This window comes from Achromobacter sp. Root170, assembly GCF_001428165.1.
Taxonomy (GTDB): Bacteria; Pseudomonadota; Gammaproteobacteria; order Burkholderiales; family Burkholderiaceae_B; genus Achromobacter; species Achromobacter mucicolens.
The window spans coordinates 597,384-614,219 of the sequence record NZ_LMHN01000015.1 but is presented as its reverse complement, the minus strand read 5'-3'; the positions used below and the strand labels follow the sequence as shown (position 1 = coordinate 614,219).

Genomic DNA, 16,836 nt, shown 5'->3' with positions numbered 1-16,836 from the left:
AACCACGTTGTCTAGCATTCCTGTTTCCGCCCCCGCCCCGCTGCTGTCCGTGCGCGGCGTATCGGTCGATTTCAATACCGACACCGGCGGGTTTCGCGCCGTCGACAACCTGGATTTCGACGTGCGGCCCGGCCGCACGCTGGCGATCGTGGGCGAATCCGGTTCAGGCAAATCCGTGACGTCGATGGCGATCATGCGCCTGACTGACTACAGCGGCGGCCGCATTTCGACCGGCCAGATCCTGTTCCGCGGTAGCGACGATCGCGAGGTCGACCTGACCCAAGCCAGCGATGAACAGATGCGCGCGATCCGCGGCAACGACATCGCAATGATCTTCCAGGAGCCGATGACGTCGCTCAATCCCGTGTTCACCATCGGCGACCAGATCGTCGAGGCGATCATGCTGCACCAGCAGCTGTCGCGTTCGGCGGCGCGCCAGTCGGCGCGCAAGCTGCTGGAAAAGGTGCGCCTGCCTGATGCCGAACAGCTGCTGGACCGCTATCCGCACCAGTTGTCGGGCGGCATGCGCCAGCGCGTGATGATCGCGATGGCGCTGTCGTGCCAGCCGCGCCTGTTGATCGCCGACGAGCCGACGACGGCGCTGGACGTCACGATTCAGGCGCAGATCCTGAACACCATCCGCGAACTGCAGCGCGACCTGGGCACCGCGGTGATCTTCATTACCCACGACATGGGCGTGGTGGCCGAGATGGCGGACGACGTGGTCGTCATGCTGCGCGGCAAGAAGGTCGAGCAAGGCACGGTGCAGGAAATCTTCAACGCGCCCAAGCATCCCTACACGCGCGCGCTGCTGGCCGCCGTGCCGCGCCTGGGCAGCCTGACGGGCCGCGACCTGCCGCTGCGCACGCCGCAGACCGTGCTGGAAGGCGACATGCTGCGCGAGGTGGGCGAGACCCGCGAACAGGACACCGCACGCTACGACGAACCGGTGCTGCGCGTGGACAAGCTGACCACGCGCTTTGACGTTGGCCACAACCTGTTCGGCCGCGTCACACACCGGGTGCATGCGGTCGAGCAGGTCAGTTTTGACGTCTATCCCGGCGAGACGCTGGCGCTGGTGGGCGAATCGGGCAGCGGCAAGTCCACCATTGGCAAGACCTTGCAGCAGCTCGTGGCGCCCACGTCCGGCGCGGTGCGCTACAACGGGCAGGACATTTTCTCGATGGACAGCGCGGGACGCCAGCGCCTGCGCCAGGAGATCCAATACATCTTCCAGGATCCGTATGCGTCGCTGGACCCGCGCAAGACCGTGGCCTTCAGCATCGCCGAGCCGATCCGCACGCATGGCCTGCTGAGCGGCGAAGACGCCATCGCGCGGCGCGTGGGCGAGCTGCTGGAACAGGTGGGCCTGAAGCCCGAGCACGCCACGCGTTATCCGCACGAGTTCTCGGGCGGCCAGCGCCAGCGGGTGTGCATCGCGCGCGCGCTGGCCAGCAATCCCAAACTGATCATCGCGGACGAGTCCGTGTCGGCGTTGGACGTGTCGATTCAGGCGCAGATCCTGAACCTGCTGATGGATCTGCAAAAGGATCGCGGACTGTCGTACCTGTTCATTACGCACGACATGGCGGTGGTGGAAAAGGTGAGCCACCGCGTCGCGGTGCTGTACCTGGGCCAGATCGTCGAACTGGGCACGCGCCGCCAGATCTTCGAATCGCCGCAGCACGCCTACACGCGCAAGCTGCTTGCGGCGGTGCCGGTGGCCGAGCCCGGCCGCCACATCGACACTTCCCTGATCGAGGGCGAGATCCCCAGCCCGGTGCGCCGCGTGGGCGATGAGCCCACGATTGTTCCTCTCTTTGAGTTCGCGCCCGGCCATCAGGTCGCCCGCGCCGCCTGAAACCCCTTTTATCCGTCGGTCCGACCCGATTTCCCGTCCCTGGAGGCGACCATGCAATTCCTTCGCACCACCCTCTCCGCCACCGCGCTGACGCTGGCCCTTGCCGCCGCGCTGCCCGTGTCGACGGCGCACGCCGCCGGCACGCTCAATGTGGCCATCAACCAGGATCCGGGAAGCTGGGATCCGATCGACACGTTCGTGACGTTCTGGGGTTCGGTCGGCAGCAACCTGTACGACGGCCTGACCATGCGCGGCGCCGACCTGAAGCTGCAGCCGGGCCTTGCCACCAGCTGGGAATACCTGGACGACAACAAGCGCCTGCGCTTCAAGCTGCGCGAAGGCGTCAAGTTCCATAACGGCGAGCCTTTCAATGCCGAGGCCGTGAAATTCACGTTCGACCGCCTGCTGGGCGCGGAAGGCGCCAAGGGCCCGCAGAAGTCGAACTACGACTCGATCGGCGAGGTCAAGGTGGTGGACCCGTACACGGTCGACTTCATCCTGAAGCAGCCGGACCCCGTGCTGTTGACGAAGCTGGCGGGCTACGGCGCGATGATCGTGCCGCCCAAGTACATCACGGAAAAGGGCGAAGACAACTTCAACACGCATCCGGTCGGCACCGGCCCGTTCAAGTTCGACAGCTACCAGCCCAAGGTCAACGTGACGCTGACGCGTAACGACGAATACTGGGGCGGCAAGCCCAAGCTGGACAAGGTGGTGTATCGCTTCATCGGCGAACCCGGCACGCAGGTCGCCGAATTGCAGGCCGGCCGCATCGACATCGCCACGCTGATCCCGCTGGGCCTGATCGAAACGGTCAAAAAGTCGGGCAACGCCGACGTCATCTCCACGGGCGGCCCGGTAGCCTTCGCGCTGCGCTACAACACCAGGAACGGCATCACGCAGCACCGCGACGTGCGCCGTGCGCTGATCATGGCGGTCGATCGCGACGCCATCGTCAAGCAGCTCCTGCTGGGCCAGGCCAAGACCATCGCCAGCTTCCAGGGTCCGCAGTCGTTTGGCTACAACCCCGAGCAAAAGCCGCTGCCTTTCAATCCCGCCGAAGCCAAGAAGCTGCTGGCGGCCGCCGGCGTGAAGCCGGGCGCCACGGTGCAGATCGACGTGCGCGGCAGCGACTCGAACTTCCGCGAAGTGGCGCAGGCCGTGTCCGGCTACCTGCAAGGCGTGGGCGTGCGCGCCACCATCAAGCCGTATGAAACCGGCGTGCTGCTCAACGACATCATTCCCGGCGGCAAGACCGGCGAAATGTGGCAGAACCAGTGGGGCGGCTGGACGTACGACTACGACAACACGGCATACCTGATGTACCACTCGGGTCAGAAGTGGAATCCGTACGACAACGATCCCAAGCTGAACGCGATGCTGGAAGCGCAGCGGACGGTCTATGACGTGAAAAAGCGCGAAGCGATGCTGCACGAAATCGCCGCGTACGTGGCCGACCAGGCGCTGGAAATGCCGCTGTATAGCCTGAACACGATCGTGGGCGTGAACAAGCGCGTGAAGAACCTGGAGGTTCCTGGCGACATCCGCTTCCGTTTCCTGGATACGGCCATAGAGTAAGTCCCCCCCGAGCGCTTCGCGCCTCCCCCAGGGGCATGCCTGCGGACCGGCAGAGCCCGGATCCGCGGCATCCCGCTTGGGGTGTGCCTCGTTGAGGCATCGGTGCGCATCGATGCCGCGTTAACACCCTTTTCCCGCCACGGCGCAAGCCGTTGCGGCGCCTTATGACCGGATTTCTCATCAAACGCGTGTTGCAGGCGGTCTTCGTGATCGTGGCCGTGACGCTGCTTGTTTCTTATGCCGTGCGCCTGACCGGCGACCCTGCGCTGATGCTCAGCCAAGGGTCCGGCAGCGTGACCGAACAGGATCTGGCCAACATCCGGCAGGCGCTCGGACTGAACCGGCCGTTCCACGAGCAGTACCTGTCGTACATGCAAGGCCTGCTGCACGGCGATTTCGGGCGTAGCTTCATGGGCGGCACCTCGGTCGCCAAGCTGATCGGCGACGCCCTGCCGGCCACGCTGATGCTGGCCTTCACGTCGCTCATCGTGTCCATCCTGATTTCGCTGCCGCTGGGCATCCAGGCGGCCATCAAGCGCGGCAAGCCCACCGATCAGGCCATCCGCATCCTGTCGCTGGTGGGGTTGTCGTTTCCCAACTTCTGGCTGGCGCTGATGCTGGTGCTGCTGCTGTCGATCACTTTCCCGCTGCTGCCGCCTTCGGGCTGGAGCGGTCCGGCCAGCCTGGTGCTGCCGTCGCTGACGATGGCGATCATCCTTAGCGCCACCAATATTCGCCTGGTGCGCACGACGATGCTGGAAACGCTGTCGGCGCAATACATCATGGTGGCGCGCAGCAAGGGGCTGAAAGAGCGTGTCGTGCTGTACAAGCACGCGCTGCGCAATTGCGCCATTCCGCTGATCACGTACCTGGGCCTGCAGTTCGGCGGCCTGATCGGCGGCATCGTGGTGATCGAGATGGTCTTCAACTGGCCCGGGCTGGGCACGCTGGCTTTCGACGCCATTTCCGGCCGCGACTATCCGGTGCTGCAAGGCACGGTCACCGTGCTGGCCACCGTCATCGTCCTGGTCAACCTGATCGTCGACATCGCCTACGGCATCGTCGATCCCCGTATCCGCACGCGTTGAGCATCATGCAGACAACCACTTCCCCCGCCGCCCCGAAGGCCATGAAGCCGCGCAGCCGCTATCGCTCGCTGGAATTCGTGCTGGGCGCGCTTCTGACCGGCGTCATGGTCCTGCTCGTGCTGGCGTCCGGCTGGCTGTTTCCGGACGGCGGCGAATCCATGGACCTGGCCGCGCGCCTGATGGCGCCCTTCGCGTCGGCCGCCCACCCGTTCGGCACGGACCCGCTGGGCCGCGACGTGCTGGCGCGCGTGATCGTCGGCGGCAAGATCTCGCTGCTGGTGGGCTTTGCCTCGGTGCTGGGCGGCGCGCTCCTGGGCATCATCATGGGTCTCGTTGCCGGCTACTACCGCGGCTTCTGGGACATGATCGTCATGCGCTTTGCCGACGTGCAACTGGCGCTGCCCTTCATCCTGGTCGCCATCACCTTCATCGCCATCCTGGGCGGCGGCCTGTTCAACGTCATCTTTTTCATGATCGTTTCGCAATGGGTGCAGTACGCTCGTCTGGTGCGTGCGCAGGTGCTGGCGCTGCGCGAGCGTGAATTCGTGCTGGCGGCGCGCGCCTTCGGCGTGCGCGACCTGGCGATGATCCGCCACCACATCGTGCCCAACCTGCTGGGTCCGCTGGTGATCCTGATGACCCTGAACGTGGCCAACAACATCCTGCTGGAAAGCAGCCTGACCTTCCTGGGTCTGGGCGTCGATCCCATGATCCCGAGCTGGGGCGGTATGCTTGCCGATGGCCGCACGTACATGCAGACGGCCTGGTGGGTCAGCGTCTTTCCTGGCCTGGCCATCATGCTGACGGTGCTGGGCCTGAACCTGCTGGGCGACTGGCTGCGCGACCGCCTGGATCCGACCGGCAAGGTCTGATGAATCGATCCGCACCCTGGGCGCGGAAGGAATATTGAATATGTCGTTGCTGGACAAGAGTTTCGATCGCACGCTGGACGCCTGGACGCACGCCTACATGGCGCCGGCCTGGCGCGGCGCGGTCGTGGAAGGCTGGTTGTTCGAGAGCGCCCAAGCCCGCCGCGCCGCGCAAGACCGGCTGCAACAGGCCGGCGTGACGGCGCGCTTTCGCAGCGCCTACAAGCCGCTGCTGCACTATTTCCTTGAAGAGGTCGAGCACGACGGGCTGGTCTCGGCCGAGATCCGCTATCCCTTGCACGAGCACGCGCAGGCCAAGCGCTTCACGCTCGAAGCCTACCCCCTCGTCGCGCTGCTGAAGGACGTCCGCGTGACGATGCTGCCCGGCGCAAAGGACCTGCACTACGACGTCACCCTGGGCTATGCCGACGGCCGCACGCTCGACGCCCGCGTCTTCGCGCCCAATCAGCTGGGGCACGCGCCGGACGGCACGCCAGAGCTGTCGCCCACCGGCTGGCTGCGGGTGCGCGACGCGAGCGGCGCGGTGCAAACCGATGCCGCGCAGGCCACCGAATACCAGTTGCTCTTTCGCAGCATCATGGACACGGTGCGCACCCACACCTGGGGCGCGCACGAGCCGTATTTCGACCGGCTGGAGATCCGCGTCGACCTCCCCGGCATCGACTTCGCGCTGCCGGTCGACGAGGAAATCGTCAGCACCTTCGAGGCGCTGCACGAAGACATCTATTTCTCGCTGCTCGAGCACTTCCAGCAGCACTCCGGCCGCCCTTCCGGCGACCGGGGCCTGCAACCCGGCCAGATCATTCCCGACATCCGCCGCCACGATGGCGCGCCGCGCGTGCAGATCTCGGTGGAACCTTTCGCACCCGTCGCGCCCGTGACGCCGGCGGCGCCTGCCGGTCCGCTGGCGCAGGTGCGCGAGCCGCTGTCGGCCGCGCAGATCGCCGGGTGCATGGCGGCCTTTGGCGGCGACACCTTCCAGGCCGTGTCCCGGCAGGGCCGTCCGGTGCTGGGCACCTATGTGCGCGGCCCGGGTCCAGCCGTCTTCATTTCGGGCGCGCAGCACGCCAACGAAACCTCCGGCGTGGTGGGCGCCCTGCGCGCCGCGCAGACGCTGGCCGCGCGCGGCGATGCGCATTTTGCGCTGATCGCCTCGGAAAATCCCGATGGCTACGCGCTGTTCAACCGGCTGCGCGAGCAGCATCCTCGCCACATGCTGCACGCCTCGCGCTACAGCGCGCTAGGCGACGATATCGCCTACCGCGAGCGCGCGCCGTTCTTCGAACGCGAAGGCCGCCATCAGGCGCATGCGATCAGCGGCGCGCAGCTGCACATCAACCTGCACGGCTATCCCGCGCACGAATGGACGCGTCCGCTGTCGGGCTACCTGCCGCGCCACTTTGAACTGTGGACCATCCCCAAGGGGTTCTTTCTGGTGCTGCGCCATCATCCGGGCTGGGGCGAGCGCGCCCGGCATCTGATCGAAGGCGTCACCGCGCGGCTTGCGCGCAACGTGCCGGGGCTGGTGGAATTCAACGCGCGGCAACTGGAACTCTTTCACGCACACGCGCTGGAAAAGGGATTCGACGTGCTCAACGGCATTCCCGTGCAGGTCACGGAAACCGATCGTGAAGAATTGCCAATGGCGCTCATCTCGGAGTTTCCGGATGAAACGGTCTACGGAGACCGATTCGTTTTCGCGCATACTGTGCAGATGGAAACCGTCCTAGCGGCCACCGATCTGTATCGCGCGGGACTATAAACGCCTGGATCCCGCCGCTTGAACCCGCAATAAAAAAATGAACATCCGAGAACGCAACCACGGCGACGATCTGGCCCTGGTGGACATCTGGCTCCGTTCGGTGCGCGCCACCCACACTTTCCTGACGGAAAAGGAAATCCAGGCCATGTACCCGAAGGTGCTGAACACGTACCTGCCGTCGGTAAGGGTCTGGGTCTGTGAGGACGATGCCGGCGAAGTCGCCGGCTTCATGGGCCTGACCGGCAACAAGGTCGAAATGCTGTTCGTGGATGCCAACAAGCGCGGCAAGGGGGCCGGCCGCCGGCTCCTTAACTTTGCGCGCTCGCTGCATGGCACGCTGCTGGTCGACGTGAACGAGCAGAATCCGCAGGCGCACGGCTTCTACAAGCACTACGGATTTCAAGACGTGGGACGCTCGGCCCACGACGACGCCGGCCGCCCTTTTCCCATCATTCACATGAAGCTGGCCGGCTAAGGCAACGCGTTCAGGCGCCGCCCGCTTCGTGCCGGGCGCGCCACGCTTTCAAGGCCTCGCGATAGCGGTCCATGGCCTCGTCATAGAGGTCGTAGACGCAGGGAATGCAGCCGCTGTTGCAGCATTCGCCGGGCTCGGGGCGTTCAGGCGGAACGGGCGGCGGATCGTCGTCCGGAGATTTCTTCTTGCTCATGGCGCCATGTTAGCGCTGCGCGTCATGCGCCGGCACGGCGCGGGCGTTCACACGCCTTCGCGCTTGCGCCAATCCGCGCGGCGGATTTCGTAGCAGACCTTGGGTTCCGGCGCGTCGCCCGTCATGCCGACGTAACGCAGCCCCGTCTTTTCCATGACGCGCTGCGACGCCAGGTTTGAGCGCAGCGCCACGGCGCCCAGCACGTCCACCGGCAGCAGGCGAAACCCCAGCCCGATCAGCGCGCGGGAAATCTCCGCTGCATAGCCCTTGCCCCAACTGTCGGGATGCAGCGCATAGGCAAGCTCCACGCTGGCCCGGCCGGGCGACGCCGTCGCCTTCAGCCCGGCACGGCCAGCGGGCAGGCCCGTCTCGCGGTCCTGCAGCACATACATACCGTAGCCGTGTTCGGTCCAGTGGACGATGTTCTGCGCCACGTAGCTTCGGCTGGCCGCCGCGTCGCGCGTTCCGCCCATCGATTGCATCAGATCGGCATTGGCGTGCATCTCGATCATGAACGGCAGATGCGCCTGCGACATGCGGCGCGCGTAAAGACGCAGGGTCTGGAAATCGTCGGGAAATTCGGTGGACGGCATGGCAGGCTCGCTCATTATTCCGGATAAGCCCGCATGGCGGCCGGTTGCTCCGCCTTGAGCGCATCCAGGATGCGCTTGCCCACGCGACCGTCCTGCGGCAGGTTCAGGCGCGCCTGCTCCTCGCGCACGGCGTCTCGGGTCTTTCCGCCGGGAATGCCGTCGGCCACGCCGATGTCATGACCGCGTCCGTACAGCTGCTTCTGCAGTTCCTTGATCTGCGCACGCGACAGGCCAGGGTCGTCGGTCGGCCACGCCGTGACGAGCGCCGGACCGCCTTGCAGGCGGTTCAGCAGCAGCGATACAGCCAGGCCGTAACGGCGCGACTGGTTGTAGTGCAGGATGGCGTCGAAATTCACGGTGGCCAGGAACACCGGGCCGCGTGCGCCGGTCGGCGCGAAAAGGTACGCCTGCTGGTCATTGCCCGAGGGCAGCTTCAGCACCGAGCCGTCGCCCTGCTTGACGCCGGCCTGCGCCCACTGTGCGATCGTGCGGCGATCCTGCGACCCCACGTACTCGGCGTCGGGCTCGGCGGGAATCGCGGCGGCCAGTTCTGCCGGCACGCGCACTTCCACGACGGCGGGCAGACCATGCGTCCATTGCGCGCGGCGCTTGCGCAGGTGGTTGGCGGTGGAAGCCAGCGCGTCGGGCAGCGAGTTGTAGAGGTCGATGCGGCCGTCGCCATCGCCGTCGGCGGCCAGTTCGTAGAACGACGTGGGGATGAATTGCGTCATGCCGAACGCGCCGCTCCACGACCCGACAAACTTGTCGGCGGGCACGACGCCGTCGCGCAAGAGGCGCACGGACGCGTAGGCGTTCTTTTCCCAGAGCGTCTTGTTTTCGGTGCAGGCGCGCGTCAGCCAGGCGTTGAGCACGTCGGTCTTGCCGACCTGGCGGCCATAGTTGGTTTCGATGCCGAAGATGGCGACCAGCGTCGCGGGATCGACCTGATACTGCTGGCTGATGGCGCCCAGCTGAGCGCCGTACTTGCCGAGCACGGCCTTGCCGTCCAGCACGCGCTCGTCGTCGACCGTCTTGGCGATGTAATCCCACCAGCTTTCGCGGCCCTCGGGCTGGCCCTTGGCCGACGCAACGGTGGTGGGCAGCAGCGTGGCGTTGGCCGTGTATTTGTTCCAGTCGGCAACGGTCACGCCGTTGGCCGTGGCGCCCTTGCGCAGCTTGTCGATGCAGGCCTTGGTGTCGAGTTCTGTGGGGACGATGACCGTCGGGGCGGCGGGCGCGGCGGCCGGGGCTGCCGTGGCAGCGGGCGCGGCGGCGGGCGCAGCGGAAGCAGCAGGGGCTGCCGCCGGCGCAGTAGCGGGCGCAGTGGCCGGCGCGGCAGCGGGCGCGGCATGGGCAGCCGGCGCGGGCGTGTCGTCAAAGCTGCGCTTGGGTTTGAGCGCGGGTTGCGGCTGTTCGGGCGCGGGCGTCTGGATGCGCGATCCGGTGGCAGATCCGGGCGACTGCGCCTGCGCGGCGCCGGCGCCGGCGGCGGTCAGGGCCGCGGCCAGCAGCACGCGCGAAAAGCTGTCGATTCGAGGACGGGAGAAACTCTGGCGCATGGCTTTCCTGAAAAATCGAGGTCAGCCGGGATCGTACCGCGACCGGCGGCCGAAATCGAACGCGGCCCCTGCCCTGCCTGCGGACACCGGCCGATCATTGCGGGGCGGGCGGCGCCTCACGCAACTCCGCCAGGCGCTGCACAGCCATTTCATACCCTTGAGCGGCGGCGGCCTCGTACCAGCGCAGCGCCTCTTTCATGTCGAAGTGTTCCATGACGAGGCCCTGCAGGTATTGCGCGCCGGGATCGCCACGCTGCGCAGCAGCCAGCATCGCCCGGTCGGCCATGCCGTCCTGGCGGGGCGACTCGCCATAGATGTGGGCGTTGCCGCCCTCGATGGTGCCACCCAGTTCGCGCATCGACGGCGGGGTCTGATCGAAGAGCTGGCGCCAGAACAGCGCCACGAGTACAACGAACAGCGCGAAGAAAAAGGTCCAGGTGACGATCCGTTTAGCGGTCATGTTTCTCTCAAAAAATGGGCAGGCTTGCGCCCGCGGACTTCAGGGATGATCGGTGGCGGGCGCAAACCAGTATTGGAACAAATCGCCGTCATTGGTGTACCAGGGCAGCAGCATGCCGATGCTGTCGGACTCTCGCGCCACCGTCAGCAGCAGCCCGCCCGCGTCCTTGCGCAGGATGGCCACGTGACGTCGCACGCCCATGGACTCATGCTGGCGCCAGTCATGGCGCACGCTGACCCACAGCCGGCCTTGCGTGCATCCGGCAGCCCGCCAGATGGCATTGCCGGGATGCGGGGGTTCGCCCACGGCTGCCGTATCGGCGCCTTCCTCTTGCAGGACAAGCTGCGACACCTGGCGCGCGCCGTGCTCATCGCGCGCCTCTATCTGCCATCCGAGAGCATCCGGGACGAACGAGACGGTTGCGCGGGGCGACGGTTTCCATGCCGGCAAGGGGGCATCGCGCATGCCCGGCAGATCCAACGGATACGTCAGAAAGCCGCGCAGGTCCTCGAGCAGGAACGCATCGGCATCGCCGGCGCGCCGTTCACCCTGCGCGCGATAGACGCCGGCCAGGTCGGGGCATTGCGCTGGATCCGACGGCAGCACGACCGGCGTGCCTTGCTTGAAGGGCGGCCATTTGACGGCCACGTCGTCGACGCGTGACACGCTGCAACCGGCCAGCGCCGCGGTCAGCAGCGTGACCGCGGCAATCATCGCCGTGCGCCTGCCGCCGCAGGGGCGGCTGCCGTTGCCGGCGCATAGCCCTACGCACTGGCCGCCGCACTTGCCATCGCACTGGCCGCTGCACTTGCCGCCGCGTCTTTTCAACATCAATTCCGCTTCTCCCGTTGCAAGCCGAAGCTGTTGCAGACCCCCGCGCGCGCAGCGCGGCCGCCATTCGCCGCCCCCACGCGGCCAAGCGTCGAACTATATCCCGGATCCCTCCGCGCGTTGCCAAGCGGCCAGCGCGGGAGAATAATCGGCAAATCGCTTCCGCTTCCCCGCGCCATGACACCGTTCCGAGGCAAACTCCGCATCCGGCACCTGGAAATCGTGCTGACCGTCTCAGAATTGGGCAACCTGTCCAAGGCGGCGGCCCAATTGCACAGCACGCAATCGGGCCTGTCGCGCGCCATCGCCGAGATCGAGGAACTGGTGGGCGCGCGGCTCTTCGAGCGCACCGCAAAGGGCACCACCTGCACGCCGCTGGGCGACGCCATGTGCCGCCACGCGCGCCAGTTGCTGACGGGCTTTCGCAAGGCCGAGGTCGACCTGGCCGCCGTTTCGCGCGGCGAGGAAGGCAGCCTGACGGTGGGCTGCTTTTCGATGTTTGCGGGCTGGCCGGTGGCGCAGGCTGCGCGCGACTACCGCGAGGCGCACCCGCGCATCACGCTCACCATCGAGATCGGCACGCACGAACGGCTGATCGAGGACCTGGACGCCGGCGCGCTGGACGTGCTGATCAGCCGTTTCTCCAGCACCGTCAATCCGCAGATCTACCGTTCGACCACGTTGCTTGAGGACGCCGTGGTGCTGGCCTGCGCGCCGCATCATCCGCTGACCCGTCTGCCGGGGGCCACGCTGGCCGATTATGTCGCGTATCCGTGGATCACTGCGCTGCCTGGCAGCCGCATCCGCGGCGAGCTGGAATTGTCCCTGCGCCAGGCCGGTTTGGCGATTCCGGATATGATCGGCGTCCTGTCGCTGGAATTCGGCCGCGAATTGCTGCTGGACGGTCAGTATCTGTGGATGCTGCCCGGCAGCGTTGCGGCCGTCCGGCAGGCGCGCGGCGAACTCACCGTGCTGCCCGCCCGCCCCGCCTTGCGCAAGTCTCCGCTTGCCGCCATCTGGCGCCGCGACCGTCCCAGCACCCGTCAGGCGCGCGCCTTCGCGGCCCAGCTCGAACGCACCATTCTGGCCGATGGCATTGCGCTGGCCGCCTGAGCCGCGCGCCCCCCGAACACGCCCCTTTTTCATACCGGAGCACCCATGTACGAATGGCTCAACGCATTGCCCAAGGCGGAATTGCACCTGCATCTTGAGGGCACGCTTGAACCCGAGCTGCTGTTCAAGCTGGCGCAACGCAACGGCGTGGCGCTGCCCTGGCCCGACATCGACGCCCTGCGTGGCGCCTACGACTACAACAACCTCCAGGAATTCCTGGATCTCTATTACCGCGGCGCGGACGTGCTGCGCACCGAGCAGGACTTCTACGACCTGACCTGGGCGTACCTGCTCAAATGCCGCGAGCAGAACGTGGTGCACACGGAACCCTTCTTCGATCCGCAGACGCACACCGACCGCGGCGTGCCCTTCGAGACCGTGCTGAACGGCATCAGCCAGGCGCTGGCCGACGGCGAGAAGCAGTTGGGCGTGACCAGCGGCCTGATCCTGAGCTTCCTGCGCCACCTGCCCGAAGAACAGGCCATGCGCACGCTGGAGCAGGCGCTGCCCTACCGCGATGCGTTCATCGCCGTGGGCCTGGACAGCAGCGAGCAAGGCTTTCCGCCGCGCCTCTTTCAACGCGTGTTCGACCGCGCGCGCGCCGAAGGCCTGCCCGCCGTCGCGCATGCGGGCGAGGAAGGTCCGCCCGAATACATCTGGGAAGCGCTGGATCTGCTCAAGGTGCTGCGCATCGACCACGGCGTGCGCGCGGCCGAGGATCCCGAACTGATCGCCCGCCTGATCGACGAGCAGATTCCGTTGACCGTCTGTCCGCTGTCCAACACCCGGCTGCGCGTGTTCGGCCACATGCGCGAGCACAACATCCTGTCGCTGCTTGATGCCGGCGTGAAGGTCACCGTCAACTCCGACGATCCGGCCTACTTCGGCGGCTATGTCAACGAGAACTTCCACGCGCTCTACGAGCACCTGGGCATGACGCGCGAGCAGGCGCAGGCCCTGGCGGACAACAGCCTGGACGCGCGCATCGCCAGGTAACGCCTTCCAGCCATGCGGGTTGCGCATGGCTCTGTTCAAAACCGGCATGCCCGGCGCGGCACTTTCCTCCCTACCATAGTCCGGCGGCAGCAACGCTTGCCGCCGCTGGACGATGAACAACGAGACAAGGGGCAGGATATGAGTGAACGCGTGAAGGCGGCGCTGCGCAGCGGCACGCTTGCCGGCGTGCGCGACGGCGGCGTGTGCCGCTTCGGCGCCATTCCCTATGCGCAGGCGCCCGTGGGCGAACTGCGATTTGCGCCGCCGCAGCCGGCCAGTTGGCGGGGTGAATTCGACGCCACGGGAATGGGCGCCGTGGCGCCGCAATTGCCCTCGCGCCTGCGCGGCGCCATGGGCGACTTCGATGCCGAACAATCCGAAGACTGCCTGCACCTGACGGTGTGGACCCCGGCCGCGGACGGCAAGCGCCGTCCCGTCGTGGTCTGGCTGCACGGCGGCGCCTGGCAAAGCGGCGGCGGCGCGCTGGACTGGTACGACGGCTCGCGCCTGGCGCAACGGGGCGACGTGGTCGTCGTGGCCGTCAACTACCGGTTAGCCGCGCTTGGCTGGCTGTACGTGCCGGGGCAGACGGCCAATGCCGGGCTGCTGGACCAGGAGATGGCGATCGACTGGGTGCTGGCCAATATCGAAGACCTGGGCGGCGACCCCGAGCGCGTCACGGTGATGGGGCAATCGGCGGGCGCCTCGTCGATCTGCGCGATGCTGACGCGCCAGCCCCGCTTCTCGCGCGCCATCCTGCAGAGCGCCGCGCTGGGCCGCGGCTTTCGCAGCGCGGCGCAGGGCGAAGCCTTGGGACAGGTCTATCTGCGCGCGGCCGGGGCCGAATCGCTTTCCGAGGCCCGGAAATTGCCAGTGTCCGCGCTGCTGGCTGCCCAACAAGCACCCGAGGTGGCGCAGGCATTGCAGGCCGAAGGCAGCAGCCGCAGCCTGTTTTCACCGGTGCTCGATGGCCAGGTGCTGCCGCTGGGCATTGCCCCCGCGCTGATGACCGCCGCGGGCCGCGCAGACGTGCTGGTCTGCTACACGCGTGACGAGATGGCCGCCTTTCCAGACCACGGCACCGACGCTGCCAGCCAGCAGATGGGCGACGCCGTGTTCGGCGCGCCATCGCGGCAGTGGGCCGGGCACGCCGCCGCGCAAGGCCGAGACGCCTGGCTGGCGCGCTTTGACGTCGCACCGACGGACCGCTTTGGCGCGTGCCATTGCATCGAGCTGCCGTTCGTGTTCGACACCCTGCAAGCCTTTACCGGGGCGCCCATGCTGGCCGGTCTGCCTGCTGCGCATGCAGAGCAGCTTGCGCGCCAGACGCAGACCGCCTGGCTGGCCTTCATCCGGGGCGATGCGCCGGCCTGGCCGCAAGCGCCGCACATGCAGATCCTGGCCTGAGCCCGCCACGCCACCCGCCATGCCGCATCTGACGCCGGGCTTGCCCCCCGCGCCTTGCACACCAACAACACAAGGGGAATTCCATGTTCAAGCAATGCCTTCTTGCGCTGGCGCTCGCGCTGCCGCTTTCCGCCACCGCCGCCTATCCTGAAAAACCGGTCAAGATCATCGTTTCCAATCCGCCGGGCGGTCCGGTCGACGTCATGCTGCGCGTCCTGGCGAGCAAGCTGGGCGCGGCCTGGGGCCAGCCCGTCGTCGTGGAGAACAAGCCGGGCGCCTCGGGCATCATCAGCACCGGCGCGCTGGTCAAGTCCGCTCCCGACGGCTACACGTTGGGCATGGTGGTCGCCTCTTCGGTGACCATCGTGCCGTTTGCCGTCGATAGCCTGCCGTTCGACACGCAAAAGGACCTGCAGCCCATTTCGCTGGTGGCGCGCACGCCGTTCATCTTCATCGTGCCCAAGGACAGCCCGCTCAAAACCTGGGAAGACTTCGTGCGCGAAAGCCGCGCGCGCAGCCTGAGCGTGGGCTCGTTTTCAATCGGCACCGCATTCCACCTGGTCTGGGAACAGACGGCGCGGCGCGCGGGCATCAAGGCGCTGTACGTTCCCTCGTCATCGTCCGGCAAGACCCAGAACGACCTGATCGGCGGACAGCTGGACGTGGGCCTGGACGCACCGTCCAGTTCGAAGGGGCTGATCGACAGCGGACGGTTGCGGGCGCTGGCGATCACCAGCCCGCAACGCTTCGGCGGTCTGCCGGACACGCCCACACTGAAGGAGTCCGGCCTGGACTACGCGCCGCAGCCGTGGATCGGCCTGATGGGGCCGGCCGGCATTCCGAAGGACCGTGTCGCGCAGATCCAGAAGGCGGTCAGCGACATTCTGAAGGATCCCGCCATGCAGGCCCAGATGGAGACCCTGGGCATGATCCCCATCGGCAGCACGCCCGACGAACTGGCCGCGACAATCCAGGCCGACCGCGCCGAGATGGGACCGCTCATCAAGGAGCTGGGGATCAAGCTGCAATAGCGCCGGCCAAGTCCCGGCGGCTTGCTTGGGGCGCGGGGCCGGCGTGGTTGCGCGGCCTTGCGGGCATCCCGCATTGACGCGTCGCCAGCCGGTGGCTACAGTGGCCGGCAGCCTTGCGGCGCGCTGCCTGCCGCATTCCCGAACCACCCGCGGTCCTGCCGCGGGTCCAACTTTTTCGGATACCCATGAACAGCTACCGCGTCGGCATCGCCGGCTTCGGCGCCATCGGCCAGGCCGTGGCGCAATCCCTCGATGCCGGCCTGCCCGGCCTGACGCTCGCCGCCGTCGCCGTGCGCGATCCCAGCGCCCCGCCCGCCTTCTCGTGGAAAGACGGCGCGCCTGCCTTCACCACCATCGACGGCCTTGCCGACCATTGCGACGTGGTCGTGGAATGCGCGCCCGCGGCCGTGTTCCGCAACATCGCCGAACCTGTATTGCGCGCTGGCAAGAAGATGGTGGTGCTCAGTTCGGGCGCCCTGCTGCGCCACGAAGACCTCATCGACATCGCGCGCCAGCACGGCGGCCAGGTCATCGTGCCGTCGGGCGCCATTCTGGGGCTGGACGCCATCACCGCCGCGGCCGAAGGCGTCATCCATTCCGTCACGATGATCACCCGCAAGCCGGTGCGCGGCCTGCTGGGCGCACCCTACCTGACCGACAACAACATCGACATCGAAGGCATCACCGAGCCTCGCCTCATCTTCCGCGGCTCGCCGCGCGAGGCCGCCGTGGGCTTTCCGGCCAACCTCAACGTGGCCGTCAGCGTGTCGCTGGCGGGCATCGGCCCGGATCGCACCACGCTGGAAATCTGGGCCGATCCCTCGCTCGATCGCAACCTGCACCGCGTCGAGGTCGTGTCCGACTCCGCCTCGTTCTCGATGGAAATCCAGAACATCCCATCGGCCAATCCCAAGACCGGACGCATCACCGCGCAAAGCGTGATCGCCGCACTGCGCAAGCTGACCGGACCGCTGCGCGTCGGCACCTGAGGCCCCTCCT

At 67.0% G+C, this 16,836-nt stretch carries 16 protein-coding genes; 11 read left to right on the top strand and 5 right to left on the bottom strand.

Features of this window, described 5'->3' with window-relative positions:
• Positions 1 to 7 precede the first annotated feature (7 nt).
• The 6 genes from ASD87_RS17210 to ASD87_RS17185 all read left to right on the top strand — a co-directional run bounded on the left by ASD87_RS17210 (position 8) and on the right by ASD87_RS17185 (position 7,654).
• Entirely contained in the window at positions 8 to 1,861 is a 1,854-nt protein-coding gene (locus ASD87_RS17210) for a dipeptide ABC transporter ATP-binding protein (protein WP_056324069.1), read from the top strand.
• 51 nt (positions 1,862 to 1,912) lie between these two features.
• Positions 1,913 to 3,439 carry an ABC transporter substrate-binding protein gene (locus tag ASD87_RS17205; protein WP_056324066.1) on the top strand — a complete coding sequence of 509 codons (1,527 nt, stop codon included), beginning with the start codon at positions 1,913 to 1,915 and terminating at the stop codon, positions 3,437 to 3,439.
• 164 nt (positions 3,440 to 3,603) lie between these two features.
• Positions 3,604 to 4,527, top strand: a complete 924-nt coding sequence (locus ASD87_RS17200) for an ABC transporter permease (protein ID WP_056324064.1) — start codon at positions 3,604 to 3,606, stop codon at positions 4,525 to 4,527.
• A 5-nt stretch (positions 4,528 to 4,532) separates the two neighbouring features.
• A complete protein-coding gene (locus tag ASD87_RS17195) occupies positions 4,533 to 5,399 on the top strand; it encodes an ABC transporter permease (RefSeq protein ID WP_056324061.1) in 867 nt (288 codons plus the stop codon).
• Positions 5,400 to 5,439: 40 nt separating this feature from the next.
• Positions 5,440 to 7,179 carry a peptidase M14 gene (locus ASD87_RS17190; RefSeq protein ID WP_056324058.1) on the top strand — a complete coding sequence of 580 codons (1,740 nt, stop codon included), beginning with the start codon at positions 5,440 to 5,442 and terminating at the stop codon, positions 7,177 to 7,179.
• 37 nt (positions 7,180 to 7,216) lie between these two features.
• Positions 7,217 to 7,654, top strand: a complete 438-nt coding sequence (locus ASD87_RS17185; RefSeq protein ID WP_056324056.1) for an acetyltransferase — start codon at positions 7,217 to 7,219, stop codon at positions 7,652 to 7,654.
• Between the two features lie 10 nt (positions 7,655 to 7,664).
• Here the strand turns inward: ASD87_RS17185 and ASD87_RS17180 are convergent, their stop codons facing one another.
• The 5 genes from ASD87_RS17180 to ASD87_RS17160 form a co-directional block, all read right to left on the bottom strand.
• Positions 7,665 to 7,847: an oxidoreductase-like domain-containing protein gene (locus ASD87_RS17180; RefSeq protein ID WP_056324053.1), complete on the bottom strand. Its 183-nt coding sequence runs from the start codon at positions 7,845 to 7,847 to the stop codon at positions 7,665 to 7,667.
• A gap of 47 nt (positions 7,848 to 7,894) precedes the next feature.
• The gene (locus ASD87_RS17175) at positions 7,895 to 8,440 is read right to left on the bottom strand and encodes a GNAT family N-acetyltransferase (protein ID WP_056324638.1); all 546 of its coding nucleotides are present in this window, start codon (positions 8,438 to 8,440) and stop codon (positions 7,895 to 7,897) included.
• A 14-nt stretch (positions 8,441 to 8,454) separates the two neighbouring features.
• The gene (locus tag ASD87_RS17170) at positions 8,455 to 9,999 is read right to left on the bottom strand and encodes a lytic murein transglycosylase (protein ID WP_056324051.1); all 1,545 of its coding nucleotides are present in this window, start codon (positions 9,997 to 9,999) and stop codon (positions 8,455 to 8,457) included.
• A gap of 94 nt (positions 10,000 to 10,093) precedes the next feature.
• The gene (locus tag ASD87_RS17165; protein WP_056324048.1) at positions 10,094 to 10,459 is read right to left on the bottom strand and encodes a hypothetical protein; all 366 of its coding nucleotides are present in this window, start codon (positions 10,457 to 10,459) and stop codon (positions 10,094 to 10,096) included.
• Positions 10,460 to 10,498: 39 nt separating this feature from the next.
• On the bottom strand, positions 10,499 to 11,290 hold the full coding sequence (locus ASD87_RS17160; RefSeq protein WP_235512729.1) for a hypothetical protein: 792 nt from the start codon (positions 11,288 to 11,290) through the stop codon (positions 10,499 to 10,501).
• Positions 11,291 to 11,512: 222 nt separating this feature from the next.
• On the opposite strand from ASD87_RS17160, the gene ASD87_RS17155 reads away from it, so the two are divergent.
• From ASD87_RS17155 to ASD87_RS17135, 5 genes are all read left to right on the top strand, one after another.
• Positions 11,513 to 12,403, top strand: a complete 891-nt coding sequence (locus ASD87_RS17155; RefSeq protein ID WP_230964910.1) for a LysR family transcriptional regulator — start codon at positions 11,513 to 11,515, stop codon at positions 12,401 to 12,403.
• A gap of 45 nt (positions 12,404 to 12,448) precedes the next feature.
• Positions 12,449 to 13,399: an adenosine deaminase gene (locus ASD87_RS17150; protein WP_056324040.1), complete on the top strand. Its 951-nt coding sequence runs from the start codon at positions 12,449 to 12,451 to the stop codon at positions 13,397 to 13,399.
• 138 nt (positions 13,400 to 13,537) lie between these two features.
• Complete coding sequence (locus ASD87_RS17145) at positions 13,538 to 14,806, top strand: carboxylesterase/lipase family protein (protein ID WP_056324037.1); 1,269 nt, start codon at positions 13,538 to 13,540, stop codon at positions 14,804 to 14,806.
• An 83-nt stretch (positions 14,807 to 14,889) separates the two neighbouring features.
• Positions 14,890 to 15,837: a tripartite tricarboxylate transporter substrate binding protein gene (locus ASD87_RS17140; protein ID WP_056324034.1), complete on the top strand. Its 948-nt coding sequence runs from the start codon at positions 14,890 to 14,892 to the stop codon at positions 15,835 to 15,837.
• Between the two features lie 185 nt (positions 15,838 to 16,022).
• The gene (locus ASD87_RS17135) at positions 16,023 to 16,826 is read left to right on the top strand and encodes an aspartate dehydrogenase (RefSeq protein ID WP_056324032.1); all 804 of its coding nucleotides are present in this window, start codon (positions 16,023 to 16,025) and stop codon (positions 16,824 to 16,826) included.
• The last annotated feature ends 10 nt before the right edge of the window (positions 16,827 to 16,836 follow it).

Excerpts from the sequence above, each read along its gene's own strand:
- ASD87_RS17205 (WP_056324066.1), top strand. The coding sequence starts at position 1,913 with ATGCAATTCCTTCGCACCACCCTCTCCGCCACCGCGCTGACGCTGGCC.
- ASD87_RS17200 (WP_056324064.1), top strand. The coding sequence starts at position 3,604 with ATGACCGGATTTCTCATCAAACGCGTGTTGCAGGCGGTCTTCGTGATC.
- ASD87_RS17195 (WP_056324061.1), top strand. The coding sequence starts at position 4,533 with ATGCAGACAACCACTTCCCCCGCCGCCCCGAAGGCCATGAAGCCGCGC.
- ASD87_RS17190 (WP_056324058.1), top strand. The coding sequence starts at position 5,440 with ATGTCGTTGCTGGACAAGAGTTTCGATCGCACGCTGGACGCCTGGACG.
- ASD87_RS17185 (WP_056324056.1), top strand. The coding sequence starts at position 7,217 with ATGAACATCCGAGAACGCAACCACGGCGACGATCTGGCCCTGGTGGAC.
- ASD87_RS17180 (WP_056324053.1), bottom strand. The coding sequence starts at position 7,847 with ATGAGCAAGAAGAAATCTCCGGACGACGATCCGCCGCCCGTTCCGCCT.
- ASD87_RS17175 (WP_056324638.1), bottom strand. The coding sequence starts at position 8,440 with ATGCCGTCCACCGAATTTCCCGACGATTTCCAGACCCTGCGTCTTTAC.
- ASD87_RS17170 (WP_056324051.1), bottom strand. The coding sequence starts at position 9,999 with ATGCGCCAGAGTTTCTCCCGTCCTCGAATCGACAGCTTTTCGCGCGTG.
- ASD87_RS17165 (WP_056324048.1), bottom strand. The coding sequence starts at position 10,459 with ATGACCGCTAAACGGATCGTCACCTGGACCTTTTTCTTCGCGCTGTTC.
- ASD87_RS17160 (WP_235512729.1), bottom strand. The coding sequence starts at position 11,290 with ATGTTGAAAAGACGCGGCGGCAAGTGCAGCGGCCAGTGCGATGGCAAG.
- ASD87_RS17150 (WP_056324040.1), top strand. The coding sequence starts at position 12,449 with ATGTACGAATGGCTCAACGCATTGCCCAAGGCGGAATTGCACCTGCAT.
- ASD87_RS17145 (WP_056324037.1), top strand. The coding sequence starts at position 13,538 with ATGAGTGAACGCGTGAAGGCGGCGCTGCGCAGCGGCACGCTTGCCGGC.
- ASD87_RS17140 (WP_056324034.1), top strand. The coding sequence starts at position 14,890 with ATGTTCAAGCAATGCCTTCTTGCGCTGGCGCTCGCGCTGCCGCTTTCC.
- ASD87_RS17135 (WP_056324032.1), top strand. The coding sequence starts at position 16,023 with ATGAACAGCTACCGCGTCGGCATCGCCGGCTTCGGCGCCATCGGCCAG.